The following is a 21,445-nucleotide window of genomic DNA, read 5'->3' on the forward strand; positions in this document are numbered from 1 at the left end:
CGCAAATACGATAAGAAATGGAAAGCGAAATGTCCCCGCTGCTCGAAATCATGGAACCAGAGCGACTTTTCCTGCACCAATTGCGGCAACAACGAGGTCCTTGGTCAAGGACACTCGTGAAATGGGCATGGGGTACATGTACTTCGGCTGTCGGCGCTGCAATACCAGGGGCTACGACCCTCAATGCCCCGACTGCGGTACCAACCTGGCCGGAGTAGCCAGGACCGGGTGGTTCTCATAAACCGAAGGGGAACGAAATGAGCTCAACAAGGATCGTCGGCTTCGTTATTTGTGCCTTCTTGACCCTCGTCAGTGTCGTCGGCCTGTTCCAGGGCGGAGCAATCGGCGCCAAAGTGGTATTGGGCTTATTTGCCGCCTTCTTCGCCTTACTTGCCTTCCTTTGCGCACGGCCTCGGTGACGAACGCGGCTACGAGCACTGGGAGCAGCACGCAATCAGTCAGGGCCAGAAGATCCCTACGTGTGGATCTGCCGGCCGTGATGGTGGAAGGTTACGACGTGGTTAGGCGCCCAATCATCTCCGTAAGACACCAATCCTCTACGAAGTGCCAACGGAGACAACAGAATTCCGAAATGAAGACCCATGACGGGCGGTGATCAAGGCTTCCCGTTCTGCAACAGCAACGACAACCTCGACACCAGTCACTACTACTGCGGTGCCTGAGATGATCGCGGTGTCCGCCAATTTGGGCACAACGGCCGCCGCCGCTGCGATCATGACTTTTCTCGTTGTGTTACCCGCCTGTAGCCTGTCTAGCCGTTTCGCATCCCTTGAAGGCGCCCACACTGGTGTTCGGCGGCTGGAGCAGCACCGCGCAGTTGTCGGGGCCGTTCCGGGAGCCAGTGTTACCCGCGCACGGCATCGGTTGCATCGGGACCTGCAATTGCACGCACGCCGCGTTGCATTGCCACCGAGCTTGATCAGGTAGCGAGGAGCACGCCGGGAAGTCTCCGGCATGCGCCACCGGTATGGATGCTGTGAACGGGGCGATGGCGAGCGCGGCCACCGCTGCGATGATTGTTTTCTTCATTTCGGATGCTCTTTTCCTGGTTGCTCGCCGCATGCTATTCGGGCTCGTTTCCGCAGCTGACCTTGTCGTGGTACAGGTTCATGCATTGCTGCCAGTCTTGCTGGTTGCGTTGCAGGGCCTGCTGGTTCGCCTCGTACTCGGTGTAGGCGTCCTGTGTCTGCGGCCCGATGTGCAGCTGGCACAGCGCGTAACGGTACAGCCCGACTTGGGTCGCCCAGTCACATCCGGTGTCGCTCTGCGGCTCCGTGGCGCAGATCTTTTTGATCACCCAATCCGGTTGACCCTGAGCCTTCGCATCAGCACAAGCGTCGGCGTGCGCCACCGGGGTGGTGACGAGCAGCGGAGCGAGGGCGATAACCCCCGCCGCCGCCGCGATAATTACTCTTCTCATCACTGGCCTCCCCTAGCCCGCTTTGCCGTTTCGCACCCGTTGTAGGCACCCACACTGGCGTTCGGGGGCTGCAGGAGCACAGCGCACGAGTCGTTCGGGACATTCGCGGGAACCTGCACTGGCGCTGCCGCTGGAAGTCCCCAACACGCCGACGATTGGTTGGCTACTGGGGTAGCAGAGAGACAGCCCTGACAGAGTGGTCCCGTAACCGCGTTGCCGCTATTCACATCACATGCCGGTGCGCTGTGTGCCACCGGCATGGATGCCGTGATAGGTGCGAGGGCGATAGCGGCCACCGCCGCGATGATTGTTTTCCTCATTTTGGGAGGCTCTATTCCGGGTGCTTCTCGTGCTCTAGCCGTTCAGCCGTTGCATATATGCACCCGGCGGGGGCTTATAGCGGGGCAACCATGTGGCTAGCGTACTAGCGGGCCTGGAGGCAGCAAAGGGCACTTTGTCACAACAAGGGACGAAAGCACAGTGTCCCGAGTCGCGTGAGACGCTTGACCGCTGGAAAAATTCGCGCGGCAACTGCCCGTGGCCTACGCCGCCCCCGAACAGTTGATGGGGCAGGAGCTGGATGGGCGAGCCGATCAATATGCCTTGGCCGCTAACGCTTTTCATTTGCTCACCAGCGCGCCACCGTATCAGCAGTCGAACCCCGTCGCGATCATCGATCAACACCTCAATGCAGCCATTCCTAAGTCAGCGACCGCCGCCCGGATTTGGCTAGCTTTGACCACGCATTATCGAGAGCGTTGGCCAAGAATCCCGATCAACGCTTAGACAGTTGCCGGGATTTCGCCAAAGGCACTGCGCGAACATGTTTCCGCCGCGCCGGTGGGAGAAGGTACCACGCGGGTGGGCGCTCCTCGTGGTGCACCAATCCCTGCCGATGGTCGCCTGAATGCGCGTCGCCGCCCTCCAATCCCTCTCCCCGCAGTCGTTTTCGTGCTGATCGCTGTGGCACCGATCGGCATGGTTGTCACGGTGATCCTGCTGTTCACGGGCGGCAACCCACCGGCTGGTCCGCCCAACACCGTAGGCCCCAGCAGGGCTGCGCCGCCCGCCCCTGCACCAACCATCAGCCAACCGCCGCCGGTGGTTGTTGCCCCACCACTAGACGGCACCTATCGCCTCGATTCGACTACTCGAAAGGGACCGTCGACGGCCGGCCTGTAACGCACCCACGCGACAATATCTCGCTTTGGTTTGGGTTCCGGTCGGCATGTACATCGGCAGGATGCGTCGCGACGGGTGCGTTCGGATGTTTCTCGCCACGGCCTAGTTTTAGCGGGACACCACGCCAGCCCAGCGCGCCGCGTTGACCAGAAGGCGCACATCGGGATCCCTGCATATCCGACATCTTGGCTCTGCGGGCTCGAAGTCCGCCCACTCAGCCCTGGGGTCACAAGGCTTATCGAAAAGTGCTTGCGGCCCAAGCAGCTTCACGCAAAATGCTCAGCGCACGCAGAGGACCTTCAGTGGGCTCCACCTGACCGCACAACAGGATCTCTCCCGACATCGTCGTCCTCCAGGGCGCGCAGGATCATCACGTGTACTCACCGCTTTCGCGTCGCACTTCTCGGACACAGGCCGGGCTTCCAGGGCGGCATGCAGCTCGTCTGCCGCGCTGCCTGACCCCCACAAAAGAGTTACTGCCATGCTGGGCCGCCTCGGGCCCTCATTGAGACTTACTAGTCCTATTCAAGTCCTTATTTCGACTGGGCTGCACCCGCTTCGGCTCCCCCGGCATCTTCGGGTAGTTCGGCGGGTAGGGCATGTCGCCCAGTCCGCGCTCCGCATCGGCGTCGGCCATCTCCAGCAGCGGCGCGATCGACTGGGCCACGTCGTCCATGCCGGCCCACGGATCGGACCGGCGCCGCACCAGGTCGGGCACGGTCGCCATGGTGTAGTCGTCGGGATCGGCGCCGGCCAGCTCGTCCCACGTGAGCGGCGTCGACACCGTCGCGATCGGCGTGCGCCGCACGGAATACGCCGAGGCCATGGTGCGGTCGCGGGCGTTCTGGTTGAAGTCGATGAAGATCCGCTCGCCGCGCTCCTCCTTCCACCACGAGGTGGTCACGGCGTCGGGAGCACGGCGCTCCACCTCGCGCGCCAGGGCGATGCCCGCGCGGCGCACCTCGACGAAGCCCCAGTCGGTGGCGATGCGCAGGAACACGTGCACCCCGCGGCCCCCGGAGGTCTTCGGGTAGCCGACCAGGCCGAGTTCGTCGAGCAGCGGCCGCAGCACATCGACGGCAACCGAGCGCGCCTGCTGAAAGTCGGTGCCGGGCTGCGGATCCAGGTCAATGCGCAACTCGTCGGGATGGTCGACGTCCGGGCAACGCACCTGCCACGGGTGCAGCGTGACCGTGCCCATCTGCGCCGCCCATACGATCGCCGACGGGTGGGTCACCTTCAGCGCGTCGGCGGTGCGTCCCGACGGGAACGTCACCCGGCAGGTCTGAAGGTAGTCGGGGTGGTGCGGCGGTACCCGCTTCTGGTAGATCTCCTCGCCATCGATGCCGTCCGGAAAGCGCTGCAGATGGGTGGGCCGGTCGCGCAGCGCGGTCAGCATCGGCCCGCCGGCTACGGCCAGGTAGTACTCGACGAGCCGCCGCTTGGTCCCTTCCGAACCCAGCGCGGGGAAGTAGACCTTGTCGGGGTTGGTCAGCCGCACCGCAATGCCGTCGACGTCGATTTCCTCCGCTGCAACAGCCACATGATGATTCCAGCACAATGACCTCATGCGCTTGCCCGTCATGCCGCCGGTGTCGCCGATGCTGGCCAAACCGGTGCGGTCGATGCCGCCGGACGCGTCCTACGAGCCCAAATGGGACGGGTTCAGGTCCATTTGCTTCCGCGACGGCGACGAGGTCGAGCTGGGCAGCCGCAACGAGCGCCCGATGACCCGCTATTTCCCCGAGCTCGTCGCGGCGGTGCGCGCTGAACTCCCCGAACGCTGCGTGATCGACGGCGAGATCGTCGTCGCGACCGACCACGGCCTGGACTTCGAGGCGCTGCAGCAGCGGATCCACCCGGCCGATTCGCGGGTGCGGATGCTGGCCGAGAAGACGCCGGCTTCGTTCATCGCGTTCGACCTGCTCGCGCTCGGCGACGACGACTACACCGGGCGCCCGTTTAACGAACGGCGCGCCGCCCTCGTCGACGCATTGGGAGGCTCCGGGCCGTCGATCCATCTCACGCCGGCGACCACCGACCTGGATACCGCGCGACGATGGTTCGAGGAGTTCGAGGGCGCCGGACTCGACGGCGTCATCGCCAAGCCGTTGACCGTCACGTATCAGCCGGACAAGCGCGTGATGTTCAAGATCAAGCACGAGCGGACCGCCGACTGCGTCGTCGCCGGCTATCGGGTGCACAAGTCGGGCGGCGAAGCGATCGGCTCGCTGCTGCTCGGGCTCTACACCGACGACGGCCAGCTCGCGTCCGTCGGTGTGATCGGCGCCTTGCCGATGGCCGAACGGCGACGGCTGTTCGCCGAATTGCAGCCGCTGGTAACCGGTTTCGAGGGCCACCCGTGGAACTGGGCCGCGCACCAGGCCGGCGAACGGACCCCGCGCAAGAACGAATTCTCGCGCTGGAACGCCGGCAAGGATCTTTCGTTCGTGCCGCTACGACCCGAGCGGGTGGTCGAGGTCCGCTACGACCACATGGAAGGCCCGCGGTTCCGGCACACCGCCCAGTTCAGCCGGTGGCGTGCCGACCGCGACCCGCGCTCGTGCACCTACGCGCAGCTCGAGCAGCCGGTGACCATCAGCCTCGGCGACATCGTGCCCGGCCTCGGGCCGGCCTAGATGGTGGCGACCCGCCGCGCCCGGCTACGCCGCGCTTGCGATCGCCACGCGTCCGATCAGGCGTGAGGGCAGAAGATCCCGAGGATCTGCTGGCAGTTGTCTTTGTTGATCAGGCCCGGCGGCGCCGGCGGGGGCGGCGCCGGTGGGTTGTCCCCGTCCCAGATGTTTTGGGCGACGTTCCCCTGGCCGAAGTAGACGTAGTAGTAGGTGTGGCAGACGTTGTTGTCCCAAATCACCGGGTTGGTGACGTGATTTCCGGTGGGCGGCAGCGGTTGGCCAGGGCACCAGTGGCAGGGCCCCTGCGGGTGATCGTTCGGGCAGCCGGGCCAGGCGTTCAGCGGCACGGGGCCGGGGTGCGCGTGGGCGGTTGCCACGGTCAGGCCCAGGCCCGCCACACCGACACCGCCGGCCACCAACGCGGTCGTTGCTGCCCGCGCGATTCGTCGTGTCATGGAACGAACGTTGCTCATCGTGGTCCTTTCCGATGGCGGGGCCCTGATGGGCCGCTTAGCTATGCAATTCGATATCGACCGCGTTGCTACCGGTCCCAACTTCAGTTCGCCGCGCCGAAAACTACCGCCGATCACATGCGAAATTCTTGCGGAATTAAGCTGTCGTGATGCTGAATATCGCGGCCCTGTTCGTGGCCGGCACTGCCGCGCTGGACGATAACGGCGCGATCTATGCCACCGGCATCCCCACGACGTGGTATCGGGTCGACCAAATCCCGTTGCTTGCAATAGTTCCGATCGTTCTTGTGGTGCATGCGCGGTCCGGTGGTGACTACGACGCGGAACTGCATGTCGTGTGCAAAGATCCCGCGGGGGTGCCGTGCGGCAGCCTCGAGGCGTCGTGGCACTGGCCGGACGACGGCGACAGACCGTCCAAGTACCGGTGCTTCACCGAAAACCTGAGCTTCCCGGTCGATGCCGAAGGCGAGTACACGATCGGCGCCTATTACGACCCGCACGGAAAAATCGAGATGGCCACCCCCGTACCGGTTTCGATCGCGTTAACCGCAGCCAGCCCGGCCGGCGACGTCTCCCAGGCCGCCGCAGCCGAGGGTTAGTCAGCGTTTATCCGGGGCTTGATGCGGGCACGCGGAAAAGATGTCCGTAACAGCATTCAAGGATCTGCCGCTGGCCGACCGCGACCGCGCGTGGGACGGCGCCGCCGCCGAAAAGCGGGTGCGCAAGTGGGCCGGTGCGCAGGACAAACCGAACCAGAAATACCGAAACGCCCACATCTGGTACGACAGCGGCAAAAAGGACAACTTCACGGCCTACAAGCTGCTGTTCGCCGACGTGATCGGCGGCGAACTCAAAGCGGTGCCGCGGGGAGTGATGATTGCGGGCGCGATCATGGACGGCGCTCGCGGCGGCATCGATCTGCCCAAGGCTGACGTCGGCCGCGTCAAAAGCCACCTGGCGAAGTACTACCAAAAGATGGGCGAAACCGCGCCGTGGGAACGCGGCTGATCGCACTCCGATGGTGGCGACCCGCAGCGCCCGGTCCCCCGCAAGCGGGAGGTGCCCCCAACGCGCGCTTGCGATCGCCGCTAGACGGCGACCATTAGCTCCGACAAACCGCGCAGCGTGACGTTCGCCTTGTAGCGCGGTTCGCCGGCCAGCCGCGCATCGGGGAAGCGTGCCGTCAGCGCTGACACTGCGACCCCGGCCTCCAGCCGTGCCAGCGGCGCGCCCAGGCAATAGTGAATTCCGCGGCCGAACCCCAAGTGCCGCAGGGTCCCCCGATCCGGGTCGAAGCTGTCGGGCCGGTCGAACTCCGCGGGATCACGCTGGGCCGCGGCGAGCAGGACCATCATGATGTCGCCGGCCGGCACGTCGACGTCTCCGATCGTCATGTCCGCGGCGGCAACTCGCCCGGCCAGTTGCACGGGTGGGTCGTAACGCAGGGTCTCCTCCACGATCGCCGGGGCCCGACCCGGGTCGGCGGCCAAGGCCGTCCAGTGCGTCGGGTTCCGCAGCATGGCCAAGATCGCATTGCCGATCAGGTTCACCGTGGTCTCATGTCCGGCGATCAACAGCAGGTTGCAGGTGGAGACGATTTCGTCTTCGGTCAGCTGATCACCGGACTCCTCCACCGCGACAAGGCCCGACAACAGGTCGTCGCCCGGCTCTGACCGGCGCCGCTCGATCAAGTCGTGGAGATAGCCGCGTAGCCCCCGCACCGCCTGCATCCGCTCGTTCACCACGTCCGGCGGGACGCCTGTGATCGTCGAGAAGGGGTCCAGCGCCTGCGCCAGCACCGCGGAGGCCCGGCTGAATTGCGGCTCGTCTTCGAGCGGCACACCGAGCAGCCGGCAGATCACCGCCACGGGCAGCGGATAGGCGAAATCCTCGACGACGTCGAACTCGCCCTTCGCGGCGATCCGATCAAGCAGTCCATCCACCAGCGCGACGATTTCGGGTTGCAGCGCGTTGACCACTTTCGGCGAGAACGCCTTGGCGACCAACTTGCGCAGCCGTGTGTGATCGGGCGGATCGAGGAACAAAAAACCCGGCGGGAACGGCCGGGGCTGCAACAATCCCGCCTCGAGCTGGCGCTTCGCGACCGTCGACTTCATGTTGCTGCTGCTCGACGACGGATGCCGCAGTACCTCGTCGCAGTCTCGGTATGCCGAGAAAACCGTCAGGCTGGTCTGCGGCAGCTGCAGCGGCCCGCGGTCGCGAAACTGTGCCAGGAGCCGATACGGGTCGGCGCGGTTGGCCGGGTCGAGGAGCTGCAGCAGCAGCCCCTGCGACTCGGCTTGGGCGGCGGTCGTCATGCTCACATTCTGCGCGCCCCGCCGGCGGGCTCAGCGCCGCAGAAACTCCGCGATGTGGTCGGCCAGTTCCTCGCCGGCGTCCTCCTGCAGGAAGTGCCCGGCGCCGCGGATCGTCGGATGGTCGATGCCCTGCGCACCGCGCATCTCGCGCTGGAAAATCGCGGCCATCGGCCCGGTGATGGGGTCGCTGTCGCTGAACGCGACCAGCATGGGCGTCGGGCTCACGGCCAGCTTGGCCCACGCCGCCTTGTTGGCCGACGCGGCGGGGTCATCCGGCGCGGTCGGCACCACGCCGGGCATGGCCCGCGGCCCGGCGCAGTACTCGTCGTCGGGAAACGGCGCGTCGTAGCCGGCGCGCACCTCGTCGCTGAGCTGCTGGCGGCACCCGCCCTGGACGAACGACCCGATGTTGAGGTTCGGTGCCGTCGTGATGGCCTCCCGGAAGCGCCACCACACGTCGGCCATCGGCTGCTCGCCGTTCGGCAGGCCGGTGTTGGCGACGACCAGCCGGGCGAACCGCTCGGGATGCTCGGCCGCCAGCCGCAACCCGATCAGCCCGCCCCAGTCCTGGCCCACCAGGGTCACGTCGCGAAGGTCGAGGACGTCGAAGGCGACGGCGCGCATCCATTCGACGTGGCGGGCATAGCTGTGGTCTTCGCGCCGGGTCGGCTTGTCCGAGCGACCGAACCCCACCAGGTCGGGGCAGATGACGCGGTGCCCGGCGGAAACCAGTATCGGGATCATCTTGCGGTACAGGTACGACCAGGACGGCTCGCCGTGCAGCATGAGAACGGGGTCGGCATCCTGTGGCCCGTCCTCCACCCAGGCGACCCGCAGCCCACCGCCCTCGCCGTCCGGTATCTCGCAATACCTTGGCGCATAAGGGAAGTCGGGCACGTCGTCGAATCGGTCCTCGGGAGTGCGGAGCGTTTGCATGGTTCAAGTCCCTTCGTCTAGTCCCGCCAGCGCCGGGTGGGCCAGCAACCGATCGAGAAAAGGACGCTGACCCTTGAGCAGCTTCGCGCGTGCCCGCGCCACCGTAAACCAGCCAACCCGGTCGACCTCGGGAAACTCCCGCATCCGGCCCGAGCCCCTGGGCCACTCCATTTCGAAGGCGTTGCTGCGCGCGTCGGTGACGTCGAGGTCGGCCCCGACGGCGAAGGCGGTGATCACCTTGCCGCTCGGTTGTTTCAGCGCGCCGAAGTCGATGCGCGGGCCGGCCGGCAACGGCAGGCCGAGTTCCTCATGGAACTCGCGCTGCGCGACGGCCCAGGGGTCATCGCCGTCGGCATACTCGCCCTTGGGAATCGACCAGGCGCCATCGTCTTTGCGGGCCCAGAACGGTCCACCCGGGTGTGCGATCAGGACCTCGACGACGCCGTCAGCGATCCGGTACAACAGCACACCCGCGCTGAGCGTCGGCATCGGCTGTCAGACCCCGACGGCGCGTTCCAGATCCTTGAGCGACGACTCCAGATGCGCGAGCAGGCGCTGCAGGTGCGGAATGCTGCGACGGCATCCGACCAGACCGAAATCGAGATTGCCGGCGTTGCTGACCAGGGTGATGTTCAGCGCCTGTCCGTCGAGGATGGCCGACAGCGGGTAGTTGCCGTCGAGGCGCGCACCCCCGCAGTACAGCTGCTCCTGGGGCCCCGGCACGTTCGATATGACGAGGTTGAAGGGCGGCGACGTGGAGTTCACCCAACCCGGGACCGCCGCCAAGGCCAGCGAGCCCATGTTCATCGCCGACAGCGCCAGCGCCTGGATTCGGGGCAATTCGGAAAACACCTTCTTGTTGCTGCGCATCGACTCGCTGACGGCCTGCAGACGCTCGGCGGGATCGTCGGCGTCGGTGGCCAGGTTGCACAGGATCGCCCCGACGAGGTTGCCGCCGGCGTCGGCCTCGTCCTCGCGACGCAGACTCACCGGGACCATCGCGACCAGGGGCGTGTCCGGCAGCGCGTCCTGCTCGAGCAGGTAGTAGCGCAGCGCGCCCGAGCACATGGCCAGGACGACGTCGTTGAGGGTCACCCCCGCGGCCCGCTTGACGCTCTTGATGCGGTCCACCGACCAGGACTGGGCGGCGCACCGGCGGGCGCCCCCGATCTTGACGTTCAGCATGGTGCGCGGGGCGCCGAACGGCAACGTCACCTGCTGCTCGAACAAAGCGGCGCGGGCCAGCGACACCGTCGAAGGACCAAGTGCCGCAACCGATCCCGCCGTCCGGAGCAGTGAGCCCACCCGGGACGTGGGGCTGGACTTGCGCTTGGGCTTCGCCAGGCTCCACGGCGCGCGAATCTCGCGGTCATCGGGATCGTTCGACAACGCGCGCTGCATCAGCTTCTGCGCCGAGACGCCGTCGATCAGCGCGTGATGCATCTTGCAGTACATGGCGAACCGGCCGTCCTTCAGTCCCTCCACCACATACAGCTCCCACAGCGGGCGGTGGCGATCGAGAAGGCTGGTGTGCAGCCGAGACGTCAGCTCCAGCAGTTCGCGGACCCGGCCCGGTGACGCCAGCGCCGAGCGTCGAACGTGGTAGTCGACGTCGACCTCGTCGTCGTAGGCCCAGGCCATGGGGGTTATCCCGCCCATGATCGTCGCGGGGTGCTTGCGGAATGTGGGCTGGAATTCGTCGCTGGACATCAGGGCGTCGGTGAACTCACGGACGAAGTCGGGACCGGCGCCCGGTGGTGGCTCGTATAACTGCAAGCCGCCGACGTGCATGGGGTGTTCACGGGATTCCCCCAGCAGGAAGACCGCGTCGGTGGGCATCATCAGTTCCATCCACCAATTAGACCCCCAACGGCCTGCGACGCGAAGCCCTCTCAGAACATCGCCGCCGACCCGACGTCGGGATGGCTGCGCATGAACTCGACGAGCCGATCGACGTAGCTTCCGAACGGGGGCGCCTCGATGCCGCTGCCCGCGAGGTCGGCGCGGCAATGGTCGGTCAGATAGGTGGTGGGGTGGGCGAAGTAGTCGACCGCCTCCGGCGGGATCCGCATCAAGCGGTACAGCCCCGGCACGTGCGCCAGGGACGCCTTGGCCAGCTTCCGCGGCAACGGCACCTTGATGAGTTGCCGGCCCGTCGCCTCGGCGAGAGCCTCCGCGATCTCCTCGACGGTGAGCGGGCGCGGGTCCGCCAATTGATAGGTTCGGCCCTCCGACGCCGGAAGGCCGCTCAGGTATCCGACCGCCTCGACGATGAAGTCGCGCGGCACCACGTTCACCCGCGTCGCCGTCGGGTCGCCGGCCAGCGGCAGGAGCGCGCGGCGTGGCTGTCGCAACAGCCACTGCATGACGAAGTAGGGCCCGTCGAACTTCTGCGTCTCACCGGTGCGACTGTCACCGACGACGATTGCGGGGCGATAGACGGTGGCCGGCATGCCGGCGGCCATGCGCCGGCGGACCTGGACCTCGGCGAGGTTCTTGGTCTCCTCGTAGTAGTTGTTGAACGGGGCGCCGACCTCGAGGTCGTCCTCGCCGAACGGGCCGGCGTAGCGGCCGCTGACGTAGCACGTGCTGAAGTAGTGCAGTCGCGTCAGCATGGGGCAGCGCTCGAGCGTATCCAGGACGTTCCGGGTGCCCTCGACGTTGACCCGGACCGCCACGTCGTGGCGCACGGCCAGGTCGTAGGCGGCGGCGAGGTGCCACGCCTCGGTGACCCCGGTGAGCGCATCCGCCGCGAGGCCCAGACCGGGCTGCGTGATGTCGCCCTCGACCACCGCGATCCGGCCCTCCAGGAACGGATCGGCGGCGCTCAGCTCGGCCACGCGCCGCTCCGCGAGCGGCGTGAACTTGGGCTGCACCAAGCAGATCGCGGAGCTGTCAACGCGTTTGAGGATGCCCGGCAGCAATGCGCTGCCGAGAAAGCCGGGGAATCCGGTCATCAATACTGTCATGACTGCACCTCTAGCTCACCCCGACACTGAGGTTATCGACGAGCGGCGTCGTGCAAACGGGTCTTTTGACCCGCCACGGCCGCCATTGGTCCCCGGCAACGGGGAATTGTGGCTCTGCCACGGCGCCCCACGGCTGCGCGAGCATGACTGCATTGGACTGCAGCGCAGGAGTGAACATGGCCGGCGACGAATCGGCCCCGCACGAGATGGCCAAGTGGGACCCCACCTTCACCGAGCTTCTGATCAACGCGGTGACTCCCGTGATCAACCGATGGTTTCGGCCGGAGGTGCGGGGCTTGGAAACCTTCCCTTCGGCCGGCGGCGCCTTGTTGGTGTCCAACCATTCCGGTGGGGTGCTGACGCCCGATTGGAACGTCTTGGCCCCAGCCCTCTACGGCAGGTTCGGCTACGACCGGCCGCTGTACACCCTCGCCCACTATGGCGTGTTCTTCACGCCGTTCCGCGCGGCGTTGGGCCGCCTTGGCGTCATCCATGCCAGCCGGGAAAACGCCGGCGAGGTGTTGCGCTCGGGCGCAGTCGTGCTGGCTTTTCCGGGCGGCGACTACGACGCGTTCCGACCGACGCTGAGCCAGAACGTCATCGACTTCGGCGGCCGAACCGGATATGTGCGGACCGCAATCGAAGCGGGCGTGCCGATCGTGCCCGCCGTGTCAATCGGCGGTCAGGAGACGCAGCTATTCGTCACCCGGGGCAATTGGCTCGCGAAGCGGCTGCGATTCAAGCGCTTTCGGATTGAGATCCTCCCGGTGACGATCGGTTTCCCCTTCGGTATGACGGTCTTCTTCCCCGCCAACATGCCGTTGCCGGCCAAGATCGTCTATCAGGTGCTGGAGCCGATCGACGTCGCCGCGAGGTTCGGCGATGATCCCGACGTCGATGAGGTCGACGCCTACGTGCGCTCGGTCATGCAGGCCGCGCTCGACGCGCTGGCGCGCGAGCGCCGGCTCCCGATCCTGGGCTGAGCGACCGACCACGCCGACGCGGCGATCAGGTGCTGCCTCCCCAAAGCCGTCGATCGGCGCAGCGCCTACAGCAGGTCCGTGATGGTCTTGAGGCCCGCGTCGTAGAGGACGCCGGGCAGCATGCCGCCGTCGCATTCGATGGTGGTGCCGTTGACGAAGTCCGCGTCGCCGCTCGCGAGGAACACACAGACCCGGCCCACCTCCGCCGGCTCGCCCGCCCGGCGCAGCGGGACGGCGGCGAAGTACTTCTCGCCGGTCGGGTCGTCTTTCGGCAGGACGAACGACCGGAAGTTCTCCGTCATCGTCGGGCCCAGCGCGACGCAGTTGACCCGGACCTTGGGCCCCCATTCCTCGGCCAGCGACCGGGTCAGCTGGTTGAGCCCGCTCTTGGCCGCCCCGTAGGAAACCAGCGTGGGAGACCCGGCGGGGTGCCCGGCGCCGCTGGAGATGTTGATGATGCAGCCCACCCCGTCCTGGGTGCTCATCTGCCGGTACGCGCGGATCGCGAACCACAGCGGGCTGATGAGGTTCATCTGCACCGCGTACGCGTGAAACAGCGCCGTGCGCTCATAGTCGTCGTCGCTCGGCGGCGCGCCCTGGATGCGCTGCACGAGTTCGGGAATGCTTTCGGCGTGCGGCGCCGGCACGGTGCCGCCGGCGTTGTTCACCAGGATGTCGATGCGCCCGTGGGCGGCCACGGCGTCGGCGACGAACGAGTCGATCGAGTGGTAATCGCCTTGGTCGCAAACCTTTTGGTGGGCCCGGGCCGCCCAGTCGGGTTCCGCGTCGACGCCCGGGAGGGCCGCCAGCGGCGAGCGTGAGCAGCCGATGACCGTGGCACCCGCGCGCAGCAATTCGTGGGCGATGCCCACGCCCACGCCGCGGCTGGTTCCGGTGACGATCGCGATCTTGCCGTCGAGGGCGCCCATCGTCAGGCCTTCCTGTGCGTCATTGACAGTGACTGTCAGCGGGTCATACTGTGCCATTTCAGCCGTTGGCGTGTAAAGGCGTGTACTCGGGAGGCCACATGAACATCCGCGTCATCCAATGGGCGACAGGCGGTGTCGGCAAGGCGGCCATCGCGTGCGTGCTGAATCATCCGCAGCTGGAGCTGGTCGGCTGCTGGGTGCACAGTGCGAGCAAGGACGGCGCCGACGTCGGTGACATCATCGGCGCGTCCCCACTCGGCGTCGCCGCCACCACCAACGTCGACGAGCTGCTGGCCCTCGACGCGGACTGCGTCGTGTACAGCCCCCTGGTCCCCAACGACGACGAGGTCATCGCGATCTTGCGGTCCGGCAAGAACGTGGTCACGCCGGTCGGCTGGGTGTACCCGGATCCGGGCAACCCCCGTCACCAGGCGGTGGCCGACGCGGCACTCGAGGGCGGGGTGACCCTGCACGGTTCGGGGATCCACCCGGGGGGCATCACCGAACGGTTCCCGCTCATGGTGTCGTCGCTGTCGTCGGCCGTCACGCACGTGCGTGCCGAGGAGTTCTCCGACATCCGCACCTACAACGCCCCGGACGTCGTGCGCCACATCATGGGGTTCGGCGGCACGCCCGAGGAGGCGATGCAAGGCCCCATGGCCGGCCTGCTCGACGCGGGCTTCAAACAATCCGTCCGAATGATCGCCGATCACATGGGATTTCGCATCGAACCGAACATCCGGACCATCCAGGACGTCGCGGTGGCGACGGCCGACATCGACTACGCCCCCTTCCCGATCACCACGGGAACGGTGGCCGCGCGTCGCTTCCGCTGGCAGGCCCTGGTGGACGGCGAACCGGTCATCACCGCCGCGGTGAACTGGTTGATGGGCGAGGAAGACCTGGAGCCGGCCTGGAATTTCGGCGGGCGCGGCGAACGCTTCGAAGTGGAGATCACCGGCGACCCGACCGTGAGCCTCACCTTCAAGGGTTTGCAACCCGAGACGATCGCCGAAGGGCTGGTGAAGAATCCGGGCGTGGTCGCCACGGCCAACCACTGCGTGAACGCCATCCCCGATGTCTGCGCCGCCACGCCCGGTATCAAGACCTACCTCCAGCTGCCGTTGTTCGCGGGCCGCCCGGCCCCCGATCTTGCGGCGGCCAGGCCATGACCCTCCTGGGCGATGTGTCGTTCTGCCACCTCGTCGTCGGCGTCACCGACATGGACCGCGCGCTGGCGTTCTACCGCGACGCGCTCGGCATGGACGTCGTCTTCGACACGCTGATCTCCGGCGAGCCCTTCGATGCGGCGTTGCACGCGAAAAGAAAGCAGGAGGGCCGGGTGGTCGGTGGCCTGCTGGGTGGGCTGATGGTCGAGTTGCTCTCGCTAGGGGCCAAGCCCACCGCCGACCCACCGGCACGCCGGGCCAGCACAGGGATCCACAACGTCTCGCTGTCGGTCCGCGACCTCGATGACACTCACCGCCGGCTGCGCTCGGCGGGCTACACGCCCGACCAGGATCCGTTCGAAATCGGCGGGGTGCGAATGTTTTTCGTCAAGGACCCCGACGGGACGCCGGTCGAGTTCATCGAGCTGCCAAACGGGGTCCGCAGCACCTACGAGATGCACCGCGGCGTGCCGTTGCACATCGGGCCCGCGCGATGACGTATAGCCACCCGGCATCGATGCGCGGCCACGTCGCGATCGTCACCGGCGCCGCGCAGGGCGTCGGCAAGGGCATCGCGGCCGCACTGCTCGAGCGCGGCGCGTCGGTGCTGCTGGTCGACATTCAGTCCGACGCCCTGAGCGCCACCGCCGACGAACTGAAATCGGCGGGTCCGGTGGAGAAGTTGGTCGCCGACCTGCGCGACCCCGGCAACGCCCCGCGGATCGTGGCCGCCGCGGTCGACGCCTTCGGCACCGTGCACGGGTTGGTCAACAACGCCATCGCCACCAACGAGCCCAAGCCGTTCGTCGATGTCACCACCGAAGACCTGGCACTCGGTTACGACGTCGGCCCCCGCGCGACATTCCTGCTCATGCAGGCCGCGCACCCGGTGATGGTCGCGGCCGGCGGTGGGTCGGTCGTCAACCTCGGCTCGGGTACCGGCACGGGCGGCGAGCCGAGGTGGGGCGGTTACGCCGCCGCCAAGGAGGCCATCCGCGGGTTGTCGAAGGTCGCCGCACTGGAGTGGGGCCGCGACAACATCCGCGTGAACGTCATCTGCCCGTTCGCCGAGTCCGACGGCGTCAAGCTGTGGAAGCAGTTCGCGCCCGACGATTACGCCAAGGCGGTGAGGCGCGTCCCGATGAAGCGGATCGGGGACGTCCGCACCGACGTCGGAGCGCTGGTGGCATTCCTGCTCGGCACCGATGCGACGTTCATCACCGGACAGACCATTCACGTCGACGGTGGCATCGGCTGTTTCCGATGACCGAGGAATCCCTGCGGGATCGGCAGCGCGCACAAATCCGCGCCGAGATCCGGCGCGCGGCGTTCCGGCTGTTCATCGAGCGCGGCTACGACGCGGTGACGACCGAGGAAATCGCCTCGGCCGCGGGCGTTTCCCCGCGCACCTTCTTCCGCCACGTGCCGACGAAGGAGGATTTGCTGCTGGCCCCCGTGCGGCACGGCGGCGCCGCCATCGTCAACCTGCTCGAACAGCGGCCGCCCAGGGAGTCGCCGGATGCCGCGTTGATCAACGCCATCGTCGCGCGGATCCGCTCGTTCGACCAAGCCGACGTCGAGGAGTGGCGAGAAGCCCTGCTGGTCGCGCCCGGCTTGCTCGACAAGGCCACGATCCACACGCCCGCCGACAAGGAACGCGCCGCCAAGCTGGTGGGCGAACGGATGGGCGCCAACCCCACCGACGACATCCGCCCCGGGCTGCTGGTCCAACTTGCCTTCGCGGCAGCCGATTTCGCGTTCCAGCAGTGGGTGCGGCAATCCGGGGCCCCGCGAACGCTGGATCTCTACGTCATCGAGGCCCTCGAGGCGGTCAAGGGCAGACACTGGAAAAGGAAGTCGATCTCGTGAAGGACACGTACAAAGTCGCGGTGTGGGCCACCGGCGGAGTCGGGAAGTACGCGATCCGAACCGTCACCGACCGCCCCAACCTCGATCTTGTCGGGGTGTGGGTGCACTCGGACAGCAAGAACGGCAAGGACGCCGGCGAACTCGCCGGCATCGATCCCGTCGGCGTCCTGGCAACCCGGGACGAGTCGGCGATCCTCGGCGGCGACGCGGACTGCGTCGTCTACGCGGCGCCGGCGCCACCCCGGATGAAGGAAGCGATCGGCGACCTGTGCCGAATCCTGGCCGCCGGCAAGAACGCGGTGACGACCGCGATACCCGGACTCGTGTACCCGCGCGGCTCGCTGCCCGGCAAGGTGATCGATGCGATCCGCGGCGCGGCGGACGCCGGCCGCAGCTCGTTGTTCTCCAGCGGCATCGAGCCCGGGTTCGGCGCCGACCTGTTCCCGGTCGCGCTGATGTCGATGTCGCACAAGGTTTATTCGGTGCGGGGCATCGAAATCACCAACTACTCCGAGTACCCGGCCGAATACGACATGCGTGAGCTGTTCGGATTCGGCCAGCCGCTGGACTACCAAGGCGGCTTGATGATGCCCGGCGTCCTCCGCTGGGGCTGGGGCGCCGCGGTCACGATGGTGGCCGACGCGCTGGGGGTGCAACTCGACGACATCCGCGAAACGTGCGAGTTCCAGGCGACTCCGCGTGATATTCCCACCGCGTTCGGCCTTGTCGAAGCGGGGACCGTCGGCGCCACCCGGGCGCGCTGCATCGGGGTCGTCGACGGCGTCGAGGTCATCACCATCGAGCACGTCGACCGCATCGCCGACGACCTCGCCCCCGACTGGCCCAAGGGCCGAACGGGCGGAACCGATGGCATCTGGCGCGTCGTCATCGACGGTGAGCCGAGCTTCGATGCCGAATTCGAAGTCGGGTATCGGCCCGGCGACAGCCACAACGATCACGGCCTGCTGGCGACCGGCATGCGCGCGGTCAACGCCATCCCCTGGGTCTGCGAGGCCGAGCCGGGAATCGTTGACGCGCTGCATCTCCCGCTGACCTCACCGGTGGGAGCGCTGCACCCGCACCGCGGCGGGATCTCCGCCTTCTGAAGGCTCAGAAGCCGCTGTCGCCCCCGCCGGAGTCAAACCCGCCGCCAAAGTCCGAGCCGCCGAAGTCGAATCCGCCGCCGGAGTCATAACCGCCGCCCGAGTCGTTGCCGCCGAAACCGGCGTCGCCGCCGCCTGAGTACTGGTAGCCCCCGTCGAAGCCGACGTCGCCCTGCTGGCTGTCGTAGCCGCCGCTCGGGGCGCTGTCGAAGCTCTGATTCGCCGTCGCCGAATCCCATCCGGCGTCGAAGCCCCGGTCGTAACTGCCGCCCCAATGGTCGTCGAGCATGGCGTCGATCAACAGGACATCGGCCAGGGCCCAACCCCAGCCCGGCCCCCAGAACGCGTACGGGTAGTAGCCGGGGTAGAAAAACATCCCGTTGTACATGCCGCCGGGGTAGTAGTTCGCGTAGCCGGGCTGCGGGGTGGTGCTGTAGTTGTTGTTGTTGATCGTCACGTACTGCCCGGTGTCCGGGTTCTTCACCTGCACCGTGGCCTGCTTGCGGTCCGGCTCCGGCACCGACGTCACGGCGGACACGTTGGGCCCCGGGTTCAGCTTGCGGTTCGCCTTGTGCACAGTGGCCTGCACGGCCCGCAGGTGCGCCCGCGCCGCGGTGTAATCGCCCGCCTGGTAAGCCTTTCGGGCGTCGCCCAGACCCGCGTTCGCCTTCAGCGACTCCGCGCTGACGTCGATGTCGGCGTTGGCGATCACCGCGTTGTCGAGATCGGCGACCTCGGACTCGGCGGCGATCAACTGCCCCTTGACCCACTCGCGCGCCTCGTTGTCCTTGCGGCGCTTGCGGCTTCGGCTCACGGCGAACCAGATCAGGCCGACAACCGCCAAGGCGACGCCGATCACGATCAGCGCCGTCCACAGTGCAGCCAAGCCGCCGTGCCTGGCGCTGCCGACGGGAGAGGTCGTCGCCGTGCCACCGGGCGCGGCGGTCACGCCGGACAGCTTGCTGACGAAGTCACTGGTCGCCCCGTAGGGGTCGTTGCGGTGCTCCTTGGCCGACTGTCGGAGGAACGGGTCCACGCTGTCCGCGATCACCCTCGGCACGTTGTAGGCGCGCACGTGATAGCCCTTGGCGTCGATGACCAGGATGACGCCGCTGAACCCCGGATCGCGGCCCACGATGACCTCATGGATGGCGTCCGGCGTTGTCACACCGGTCTGGTCGGGCGCCACCGCGGCCACCCACACCGGCGGGGCGGGGCTCCACGCCCACCGGCTGGTGAGGATCTGCTGGTTCAGCTTGTCGGCGTTTTCCAGCGGCGGCCGACCCGCGGCGTCGGCCACCACGTGGGTCTGCGCATCGAAGCGGCCCACCACCTGGTCGGTGTAGGTGTCGGCCCAGGCAGACGGCGCGAGCAGCATCGCCAGCGTCGCGAGGAACGGAACCACGAAGATCCCGCTGATTCGTGGTGTCACGTTTGTCCTGCCTTCGTTGTTCGCCATCGCTCGTGCTGATCNATCCGCCGCCGCCGGCTCCTCCTCCGGCACCGCCGCCCGCGCCACCAGCTGCGCCGCCGCCGCCCGGAGCGGAATTCGAGTACCCGCCTCCGTACGGTATCCGGGGTGCGGGCGGTGGCGGTGGCGCAGGGCTGGACGACGTGGGCGCCGACGGGGCTGCCGGCACATTCGTTGCCGAAATTTCTGCGGCGGCAACGCCGCAGCCGGCCCCCAAGCCGATTACGGCAGCGCCACCAAGCGCCGCGATTGCCGTCAGTACTCCAGATCTCATCGGGTCCCCCATTCTTGTGATCGCCTAACGACGCAAGACTCGTACCCCTTATTCACACCCATAATCGGGTGCTCGGTGGGGCAGGTGACTTTGGCCGATCCCCTGCGCGGTTGATGCGCCGCCACCGGGAACCTGGGCGGCTCAGCCGCCTCCTCCTTTCGGATCCACATTCGGACTCGATCCGTCGGCCGCGCGCGCAATCGGCAGTCGCGGATTCGGCGCAATCAGCCGAGCGCCGGCAGTACCTTGTCGGTGAGCAGCTGAACCGACTTCCACGCCTCGTCGACCGGCATCCCGCCGACCAGCGGATGCAGCACGAGCGGCCCGTACTGCTGGGACCCTCGCACCTCGGCGATGAGCTGGTCGGGGGTCAGGAACCGGTACCGCCCCGACGCCTTGACCTCGTCCAGGGTCTGCACCCCGGGCAGGTGCATGAGCGAACGCTCCTCGCCCGACCATCCGCCGTAAGTGACTGCCTCCCAGAGGATGTGGTCGCCGAATTCCGCCCAGGCCCGGTCCGGATCCTCGTGCAGGTAGATCATCCCGCGATTGATCGGCCCAGGCATGAGGATGAGGGATTTGATGCCGGCCTCGGAACACAACTCGCGATAGTAGGCGGCGATCCCGGGCAGGTGGTCGGCCAGGCTGAGCGGCAGCCGAAAACGCGCCGCGCGCCGCGCGGTGACGCGCGAACCGCCGCCGACGTACAGCGGCGGATGCGGCCGTGTCCAGGTACCGGTGCATACTCCCGCGTCGGCCCCGGTACCGGACCAGACGGACAGCATCCGCTCGACCAGGGCGTCCATCAGTGCGCCGCGCCGTCCGAAATCGATGCCGAGCGAGTCGTATTCGATCGTGCGGTAGCCCAGGCCCACGGTGGTGTGCAGCCGGCCGCGGCTCATGTTGTCGACGAGCGCGATGTCCTCGGCTAGTCGGACGGGATTCCACAGCGGCCCCAGCGCGCAGTCCACGCTGGCGATCAGGGTCGTAGTGCGCGCCAGGAACATCGACGCCGCCATGATCGGGTTGCAGCTCCACCCGTGCCCGGTCGCATGATGCTCATCGACACTGATGGAGGTGATTCCGCGGGACTCGCCCCACTGCGCCAGTTCCAGCGCGGCCGCCAGCAGTTCGCTCTGCACGCGCGGATCACCTTGGGGGGAGGCAAAATTGAAGCGCAGCACGGTCAATAGCACGTCAAACCTCCGGTGGGCCGGCCATCGAGTTCAGGAACGCGGGGAAGTCGGGAAAAAGCGCGCGATCGACGATCTCGATGCGGGTGCCACAAGCGTCCGTGTAGTAGGCGAACAGCGCGAGATCGGACCCGGGAGTGTCGGCGGTCATCTCCAAAGTGAAGCCGTTGGCCTCCAGCGCCCCGGCGCTCTCGGCGAGGTCGTCGCTGAAGTAGCCGAGGTGATGGACGGCGTTGCCCGGCGCGGCCGTCCACGGACTTCCGGGCACCTCTTGCACGAGTTCGACGTGGGGGCTTTGCAAGGAGTAGACGATCGTCGAGGTCAGTTCGCGGACGCCGGCGGCGGTGCGAAAGGGCAGCGTGTAGCTCATCGGATTGATCCACCGGTAGCCGGCCAGCGCGCTCAGCCTGGCCATCGCCGCGTCGAGGTCGGGCACGATGATGCCGGTGTGGTAGAAGTCCTCGGGGTGCAGAGCGAATGTCATTGTGAGTCCCTTGCT

General features: G+C 67.1%; 23 protein-coding genes. 11 read left to right on the forward strand and 12 right to left on the reverse strand.

The window, feature by feature from the left end:
- The first annotated feature begins 257 nt into the window (after positions 1–257).
- On the forward strand, positions 258–419 hold the full coding sequence (locus tag BN4348_RS60180) for a hypothetical protein (protein WP_160040586.1): 162 nt from the start codon (positions 258–260) through the stop codon (positions 417–419).
- Positions 420–1,084: 665 nt separating this feature from the next.
- Here BN4348_RS60180 and BN4348_RS53790 read toward each other — a convergent pair.
- On the reverse strand, positions 1,085–1,441 hold the full coding sequence (locus tag BN4348_RS53790) for a hypothetical protein (protein WP_142308762.1): 357 nt from the start codon (positions 1,439–1,441) through the stop codon (positions 1,085–1,087).
- Between the two features lie 537 nt (positions 1,442–1,978).
- Between BN4348_RS53790 and BN4348_RS59755 the strand changes: the two genes are divergently transcribed.
- A complete protein-coding gene (locus BN4348_RS59755; protein ID WP_142308763.1) occupies positions 1,979–2,227 on the forward strand; it encodes a protein kinase family protein in 249 nt (82 codons plus the stop codon).
- Between the two features lie 898 nt (positions 2,228–3,125).
- On the opposite strand, the gene ligD is transcribed toward BN4348_RS59755, so the two are convergent.
- Positions 3,126–4,166, reverse strand: coding sequence for a non-homologous end-joining DNA ligase (gene ligD, locus BN4348_RS53795; protein WP_096866212.1), 1,041 nt, complete (start codon positions 4,164–4,166; stop codon positions 3,126–3,128).
- Positions 4,167–4,191: 25 nt separating this feature from the next.
- Here ligD and BN4348_RS53800 point away from each other — a divergent pair, with 25 nt between their 5' ends.
- Positions 4,192–5,262, forward strand: coding sequence for an ATP-dependent DNA ligase (locus BN4348_RS53800; protein WP_066916813.1), 1,071 nt, complete (start codon positions 4,192–4,194; stop codon positions 5,260–5,262).
- A gap of 56 nt (positions 5,263–5,318) precedes the next feature.
- On the opposite strand, the gene BN4348_RS53805 is transcribed toward BN4348_RS53800, so the two are convergent.
- Complete coding sequence (locus tag BN4348_RS53805; protein WP_235852815.1) at positions 5,319–5,714, reverse strand: hypothetical protein; 396 nt, start codon at positions 5,712–5,714, stop codon at positions 5,319–5,321.
- Between the two features lie 167 nt (positions 5,715–5,881).
- Between BN4348_RS53805 and BN4348_RS53810 the strand changes: the two genes are divergently transcribed.
- Positions 5,882–6,331 carry a hypothetical protein gene (locus BN4348_RS53810; protein WP_142308764.1) on the forward strand — a complete coding sequence of 150 codons (450 nt, stop codon included), beginning with the start codon at positions 5,882–5,884 and terminating at the stop codon, positions 6,329–6,331.
- Between the two features lie 40 nt (positions 6,332–6,371).
- Positions 6,372–6,740: a hypothetical protein gene (locus BN4348_RS53815; RefSeq protein WP_066916818.1), complete on the forward strand. Its 369-nt coding sequence runs from the start codon at positions 6,372–6,374 to the stop codon at positions 6,738–6,740.
- An 80-nt stretch (positions 6,741–6,820) separates the two neighbouring features.
- On the opposite strand, the gene BN4348_RS53820 is transcribed toward BN4348_RS53815, so the two are convergent.
- The 5 genes from BN4348_RS53820 to BN4348_RS53840 are packed head-to-tail and all read right to left on the reverse strand — an operon-like array spanning position 6,821 to position 11,955.
- Positions 6,821–8,050 carry a cytochrome P450 gene (locus tag BN4348_RS53820; RefSeq protein WP_066916820.1) on the reverse strand — a complete coding sequence of 410 codons (1,230 nt, stop codon included), beginning with the start codon at positions 8,048–8,050 and terminating at the stop codon, positions 6,821–6,823.
- Positions 8,051–8,080: 30 nt separating this feature from the next.
- Positions 8,081–8,986 carry a haloalkane dehalogenase gene (locus BN4348_RS53825; protein ID WP_066916822.1) on the reverse strand — a complete coding sequence of 302 codons (906 nt, stop codon included), beginning with the start codon at positions 8,984–8,986 and terminating at the stop codon, positions 8,081–8,083.
- 3 nt (positions 8,987–8,989) lie between these two features.
- Positions 8,990–9,475, reverse strand: a complete 486-nt coding sequence (locus tag BN4348_RS53830) for an NUDIX domain-containing protein (RefSeq protein ID WP_066916824.1) — start codon at positions 9,473–9,475, stop codon at positions 8,990–8,992.
- A 6-nt stretch (positions 9,476–9,481) separates the two neighbouring features.
- Positions 9,482–10,837 carry a WS/DGAT/MGAT family O-acyltransferase gene (locus BN4348_RS53835; protein WP_066916826.1) on the reverse strand — a complete coding sequence of 452 codons (1,356 nt, stop codon included), beginning with the start codon at positions 10,835–10,837 and terminating at the stop codon, positions 9,482–9,484.
- A gap of 41 nt (positions 10,838–10,878) precedes the next feature.
- A complete protein-coding gene (locus BN4348_RS53840) occupies positions 10,879–11,955 on the reverse strand; it encodes an SDR family oxidoreductase (RefSeq protein ID WP_066916828.1) in 1,077 nt (358 codons plus the stop codon).
- A gap of 176 nt (positions 11,956–12,131) precedes the next feature.
- On the opposite strand from BN4348_RS53840, the gene BN4348_RS53845 reads away from it, so the two are divergent.
- Complete coding sequence (locus BN4348_RS53845; RefSeq protein WP_066916928.1) at positions 12,132–12,938, forward strand: lysophospholipid acyltransferase family protein; 807 nt, start codon at positions 12,132–12,134, stop codon at positions 12,936–12,938.
- A 65-nt stretch (positions 12,939–13,003) separates the two neighbouring features.
- On the opposite strand, the gene BN4348_RS53850 is transcribed toward BN4348_RS53845, so the two are convergent.
- Positions 13,004–13,867, reverse strand: a complete 864-nt coding sequence (locus BN4348_RS53850) for an SDR family NAD(P)-dependent oxidoreductase (RefSeq protein WP_066916830.1) — start codon at positions 13,865–13,867, stop codon at positions 13,004–13,006.
- 98 nt (positions 13,868–13,965) lie between these two features.
- On the opposite strand from BN4348_RS53850, the gene BN4348_RS53855 reads away from it, so the two are divergent.
- The 5 genes from BN4348_RS53855 to BN4348_RS53875 are packed head-to-tail and all read left to right on the forward strand — an operon-like array spanning position 13,966 to position 18,011.
- Complete coding sequence (locus BN4348_RS53855; RefSeq protein ID WP_066916832.1) at positions 13,966–15,039, forward strand: NAD(P)H-dependent amine dehydrogenase family protein; 1,074 nt, start codon at positions 13,966–13,968, stop codon at positions 15,037–15,039.
- Entirely contained in the window at positions 15,036–15,533 is a 498-nt protein-coding gene (locus BN4348_RS53860) for a VOC family protein (protein WP_066916835.1), read from the forward strand. The genes BN4348_RS53855 and BN4348_RS53860 overlap by 4 nt, the downstream gene beginning before the upstream one ends.
- Positions 15,530–16,303, forward strand: coding sequence for an SDR family NAD(P)-dependent oxidoreductase (locus tag BN4348_RS53865; protein WP_066916837.1), 774 nt, complete (start codon positions 15,530–15,532; stop codon positions 16,301–16,303). The genes BN4348_RS53860 and BN4348_RS53865 overlap by 4 nt, the downstream gene beginning before the upstream one ends.
- Positions 16,300–16,905 (forward strand): TetR/AcrR family transcriptional regulator, encoded by a 606-nt coding sequence (locus tag BN4348_RS53870; protein WP_066916839.1) that lies wholly within the window; start codon positions 16,300–16,302, stop codon positions 16,903–16,905. The genes BN4348_RS53865 and BN4348_RS53870 overlap by 4 nt, the downstream gene beginning before the upstream one ends.
- Positions 16,902–18,011, forward strand: coding sequence for an NAD(P)H-dependent amine dehydrogenase family protein (locus BN4348_RS53875; RefSeq protein WP_066916841.1), 1,110 nt, complete (start codon positions 16,902–16,904; stop codon positions 18,009–18,011). The genes BN4348_RS53870 and BN4348_RS53875 overlap by 4 nt, the downstream gene beginning before the upstream one ends.
- Before the next feature lie 4 nt (positions 18,012–18,015).
- Here the strand turns inward: BN4348_RS53875 and BN4348_RS53880 are convergent, their stop codons facing one another.
- The 3 genes from BN4348_RS53880 to BN4348_RS53890 form a co-directional block, all read right to left on the reverse strand.
- Positions 18,016–19,440 carry a hypothetical protein gene (locus tag BN4348_RS53880; protein ID WP_066916930.1) on the reverse strand — a complete coding sequence of 475 codons (1,425 nt, stop codon included), beginning with the start codon at positions 19,438–19,440 and terminating at the stop codon, positions 18,016–18,018.
- A 537-nt stretch (positions 19,441–19,977) separates the two neighbouring features.
- Complete coding sequence (locus BN4348_RS53885) at positions 19,978–20,949, reverse strand: LLM class flavin-dependent oxidoreductase (RefSeq protein ID WP_066916843.1); 972 nt, start codon at positions 20,947–20,949, stop codon at positions 19,978–19,980.
- Position 20,950: 1 nt separating this feature from the next.
- Positions 20,951–21,430 (reverse strand): VOC family protein, encoded by a 480-nt coding sequence (locus BN4348_RS53890; protein WP_066916845.1) that lies wholly within the window; start codon positions 21,428–21,430, stop codon positions 20,951–20,953.
- Positions 21,431–21,445 lie beyond the last annotated feature (15 nt).

The sequence above is a fragment of the Mycobacterium interjectum genome (assembly GCF_900078675.2).
GTDB lineage: Bacteria > Actinomycetota > Actinomycetes > Mycobacteriales > Mycobacteriaceae > Mycobacterium > Mycobacterium interjectum.

Excerpts from the sequence above, each read along its gene's own strand:
- BN4348_RS53825 (WP_066916822.1), bottom strand. The coding sequence starts at position 8,986 with ATGCAAACGCTCCGCACTCCCGAGGACCGATTCGACGACGTGCCCGAC.
- BN4348_RS53800 (WP_066916813.1), top strand. The coding sequence starts at position 4,192 with ATGCGCTTGCCCGTCATGCCGCCGGTGTCGCCGATGCTGGCCAAACCG.
- BN4348_RS53805 (WP_235852815.1), bottom strand. The coding sequence starts at position 5,714 with ATGACACGACGAATCGCGCGGGCAGCAACGACCGCGTTGGTGGCCGGC.
- BN4348_RS53820 (WP_066916820.1), bottom strand. The coding sequence starts at position 8,050 with ATGACGACCGCCGCCCAAGCCGAGTCGCAGGGGCTGCTGCTGCAGCTC.
- BN4348_RS53845 (WP_066916928.1), top strand. The coding sequence starts at position 12,132 with ATGGCCGGCGACGAATCGGCCCCGCACGAGATGGCCAAGTGGGACCCC.
- BN4348_RS53855 (WP_066916832.1), top strand. The coding sequence starts at position 13,966 with ATGAACATCCGCGTCATCCAATGGGCGACAGGCGGTGTCGGCAAGGCG.
- BN4348_RS53840 (WP_066916828.1), bottom strand. The coding sequence starts at position 11,955 with ATGACAGTATTGATGACCGGATTCCCCGGCTTTCTCGGCAGCGCATTG.
- BN4348_RS60180 (WP_160040586.1), top strand. The coding sequence starts at position 258 with ATGAGCTCAACAAGGATCGTCGGCTTCGTTATTTGTGCCTTCTTGACC.
- BN4348_RS53860 (WP_066916835.1), top strand. The coding sequence starts at position 15,036 with ATGACCCTCCTGGGCGATGTGTCGTTCTGCCACCTCGTCGTCGGCGTC.
- BN4348_RS53835 (WP_066916826.1), bottom strand. The coding sequence starts at position 10,837 with ATGGAACTGATGATGCCCACCGACGCGGTCTTCCTGCTGGGGGAATCC.
- BN4348_RS53790 (WP_142308762.1), bottom strand. The coding sequence starts at position 1,441 with ATGAGAAGAGTAATTATCGCGGCGGCGGCGGGGGTTATCGCCCTCGCT.
- BN4348_RS53810 (WP_142308764.1), top strand. The coding sequence starts at position 5,882 with ATGCTGAATATCGCGGCCCTGTTCGTGGCCGGCACTGCCGCGCTGGAC.
- BN4348_RS53865 (WP_066916837.1), top strand. The coding sequence starts at position 15,530 with ATGACGTATAGCCACCCGGCATCGATGCGCGGCCACGTCGCGATCGTC.
- BN4348_RS53815 (WP_066916818.1), top strand. The coding sequence starts at position 6,372 with ATGTCCGTAACAGCATTCAAGGATCTGCCGCTGGCCGACCGCGACCGC.
- BN4348_RS53850 (WP_066916830.1), bottom strand. The coding sequence starts at position 13,867 with ATGGGCGCCCTCGACGGCAAGATCGCGATCGTCACCGGAACCAGCCGC.
- BN4348_RS53830 (WP_066916824.1), bottom strand. The coding sequence starts at position 9,475 with ATGCCGACGCTCAGCGCGGGTGTGCTGTTGTACCGGATCGCTGACGGC.
- BN4348_RS53870 (WP_066916839.1), top strand. The coding sequence starts at position 16,300 with ATGACCGAGGAATCCCTGCGGGATCGGCAGCGCGCACAAATCCGCGCC.
- BN4348_RS53890 (WP_066916845.1), bottom strand. The coding sequence starts at position 21,430 with ATGACATTCGCTCTGCACCCCGAGGACTTCTACCACACCGGCATCATC.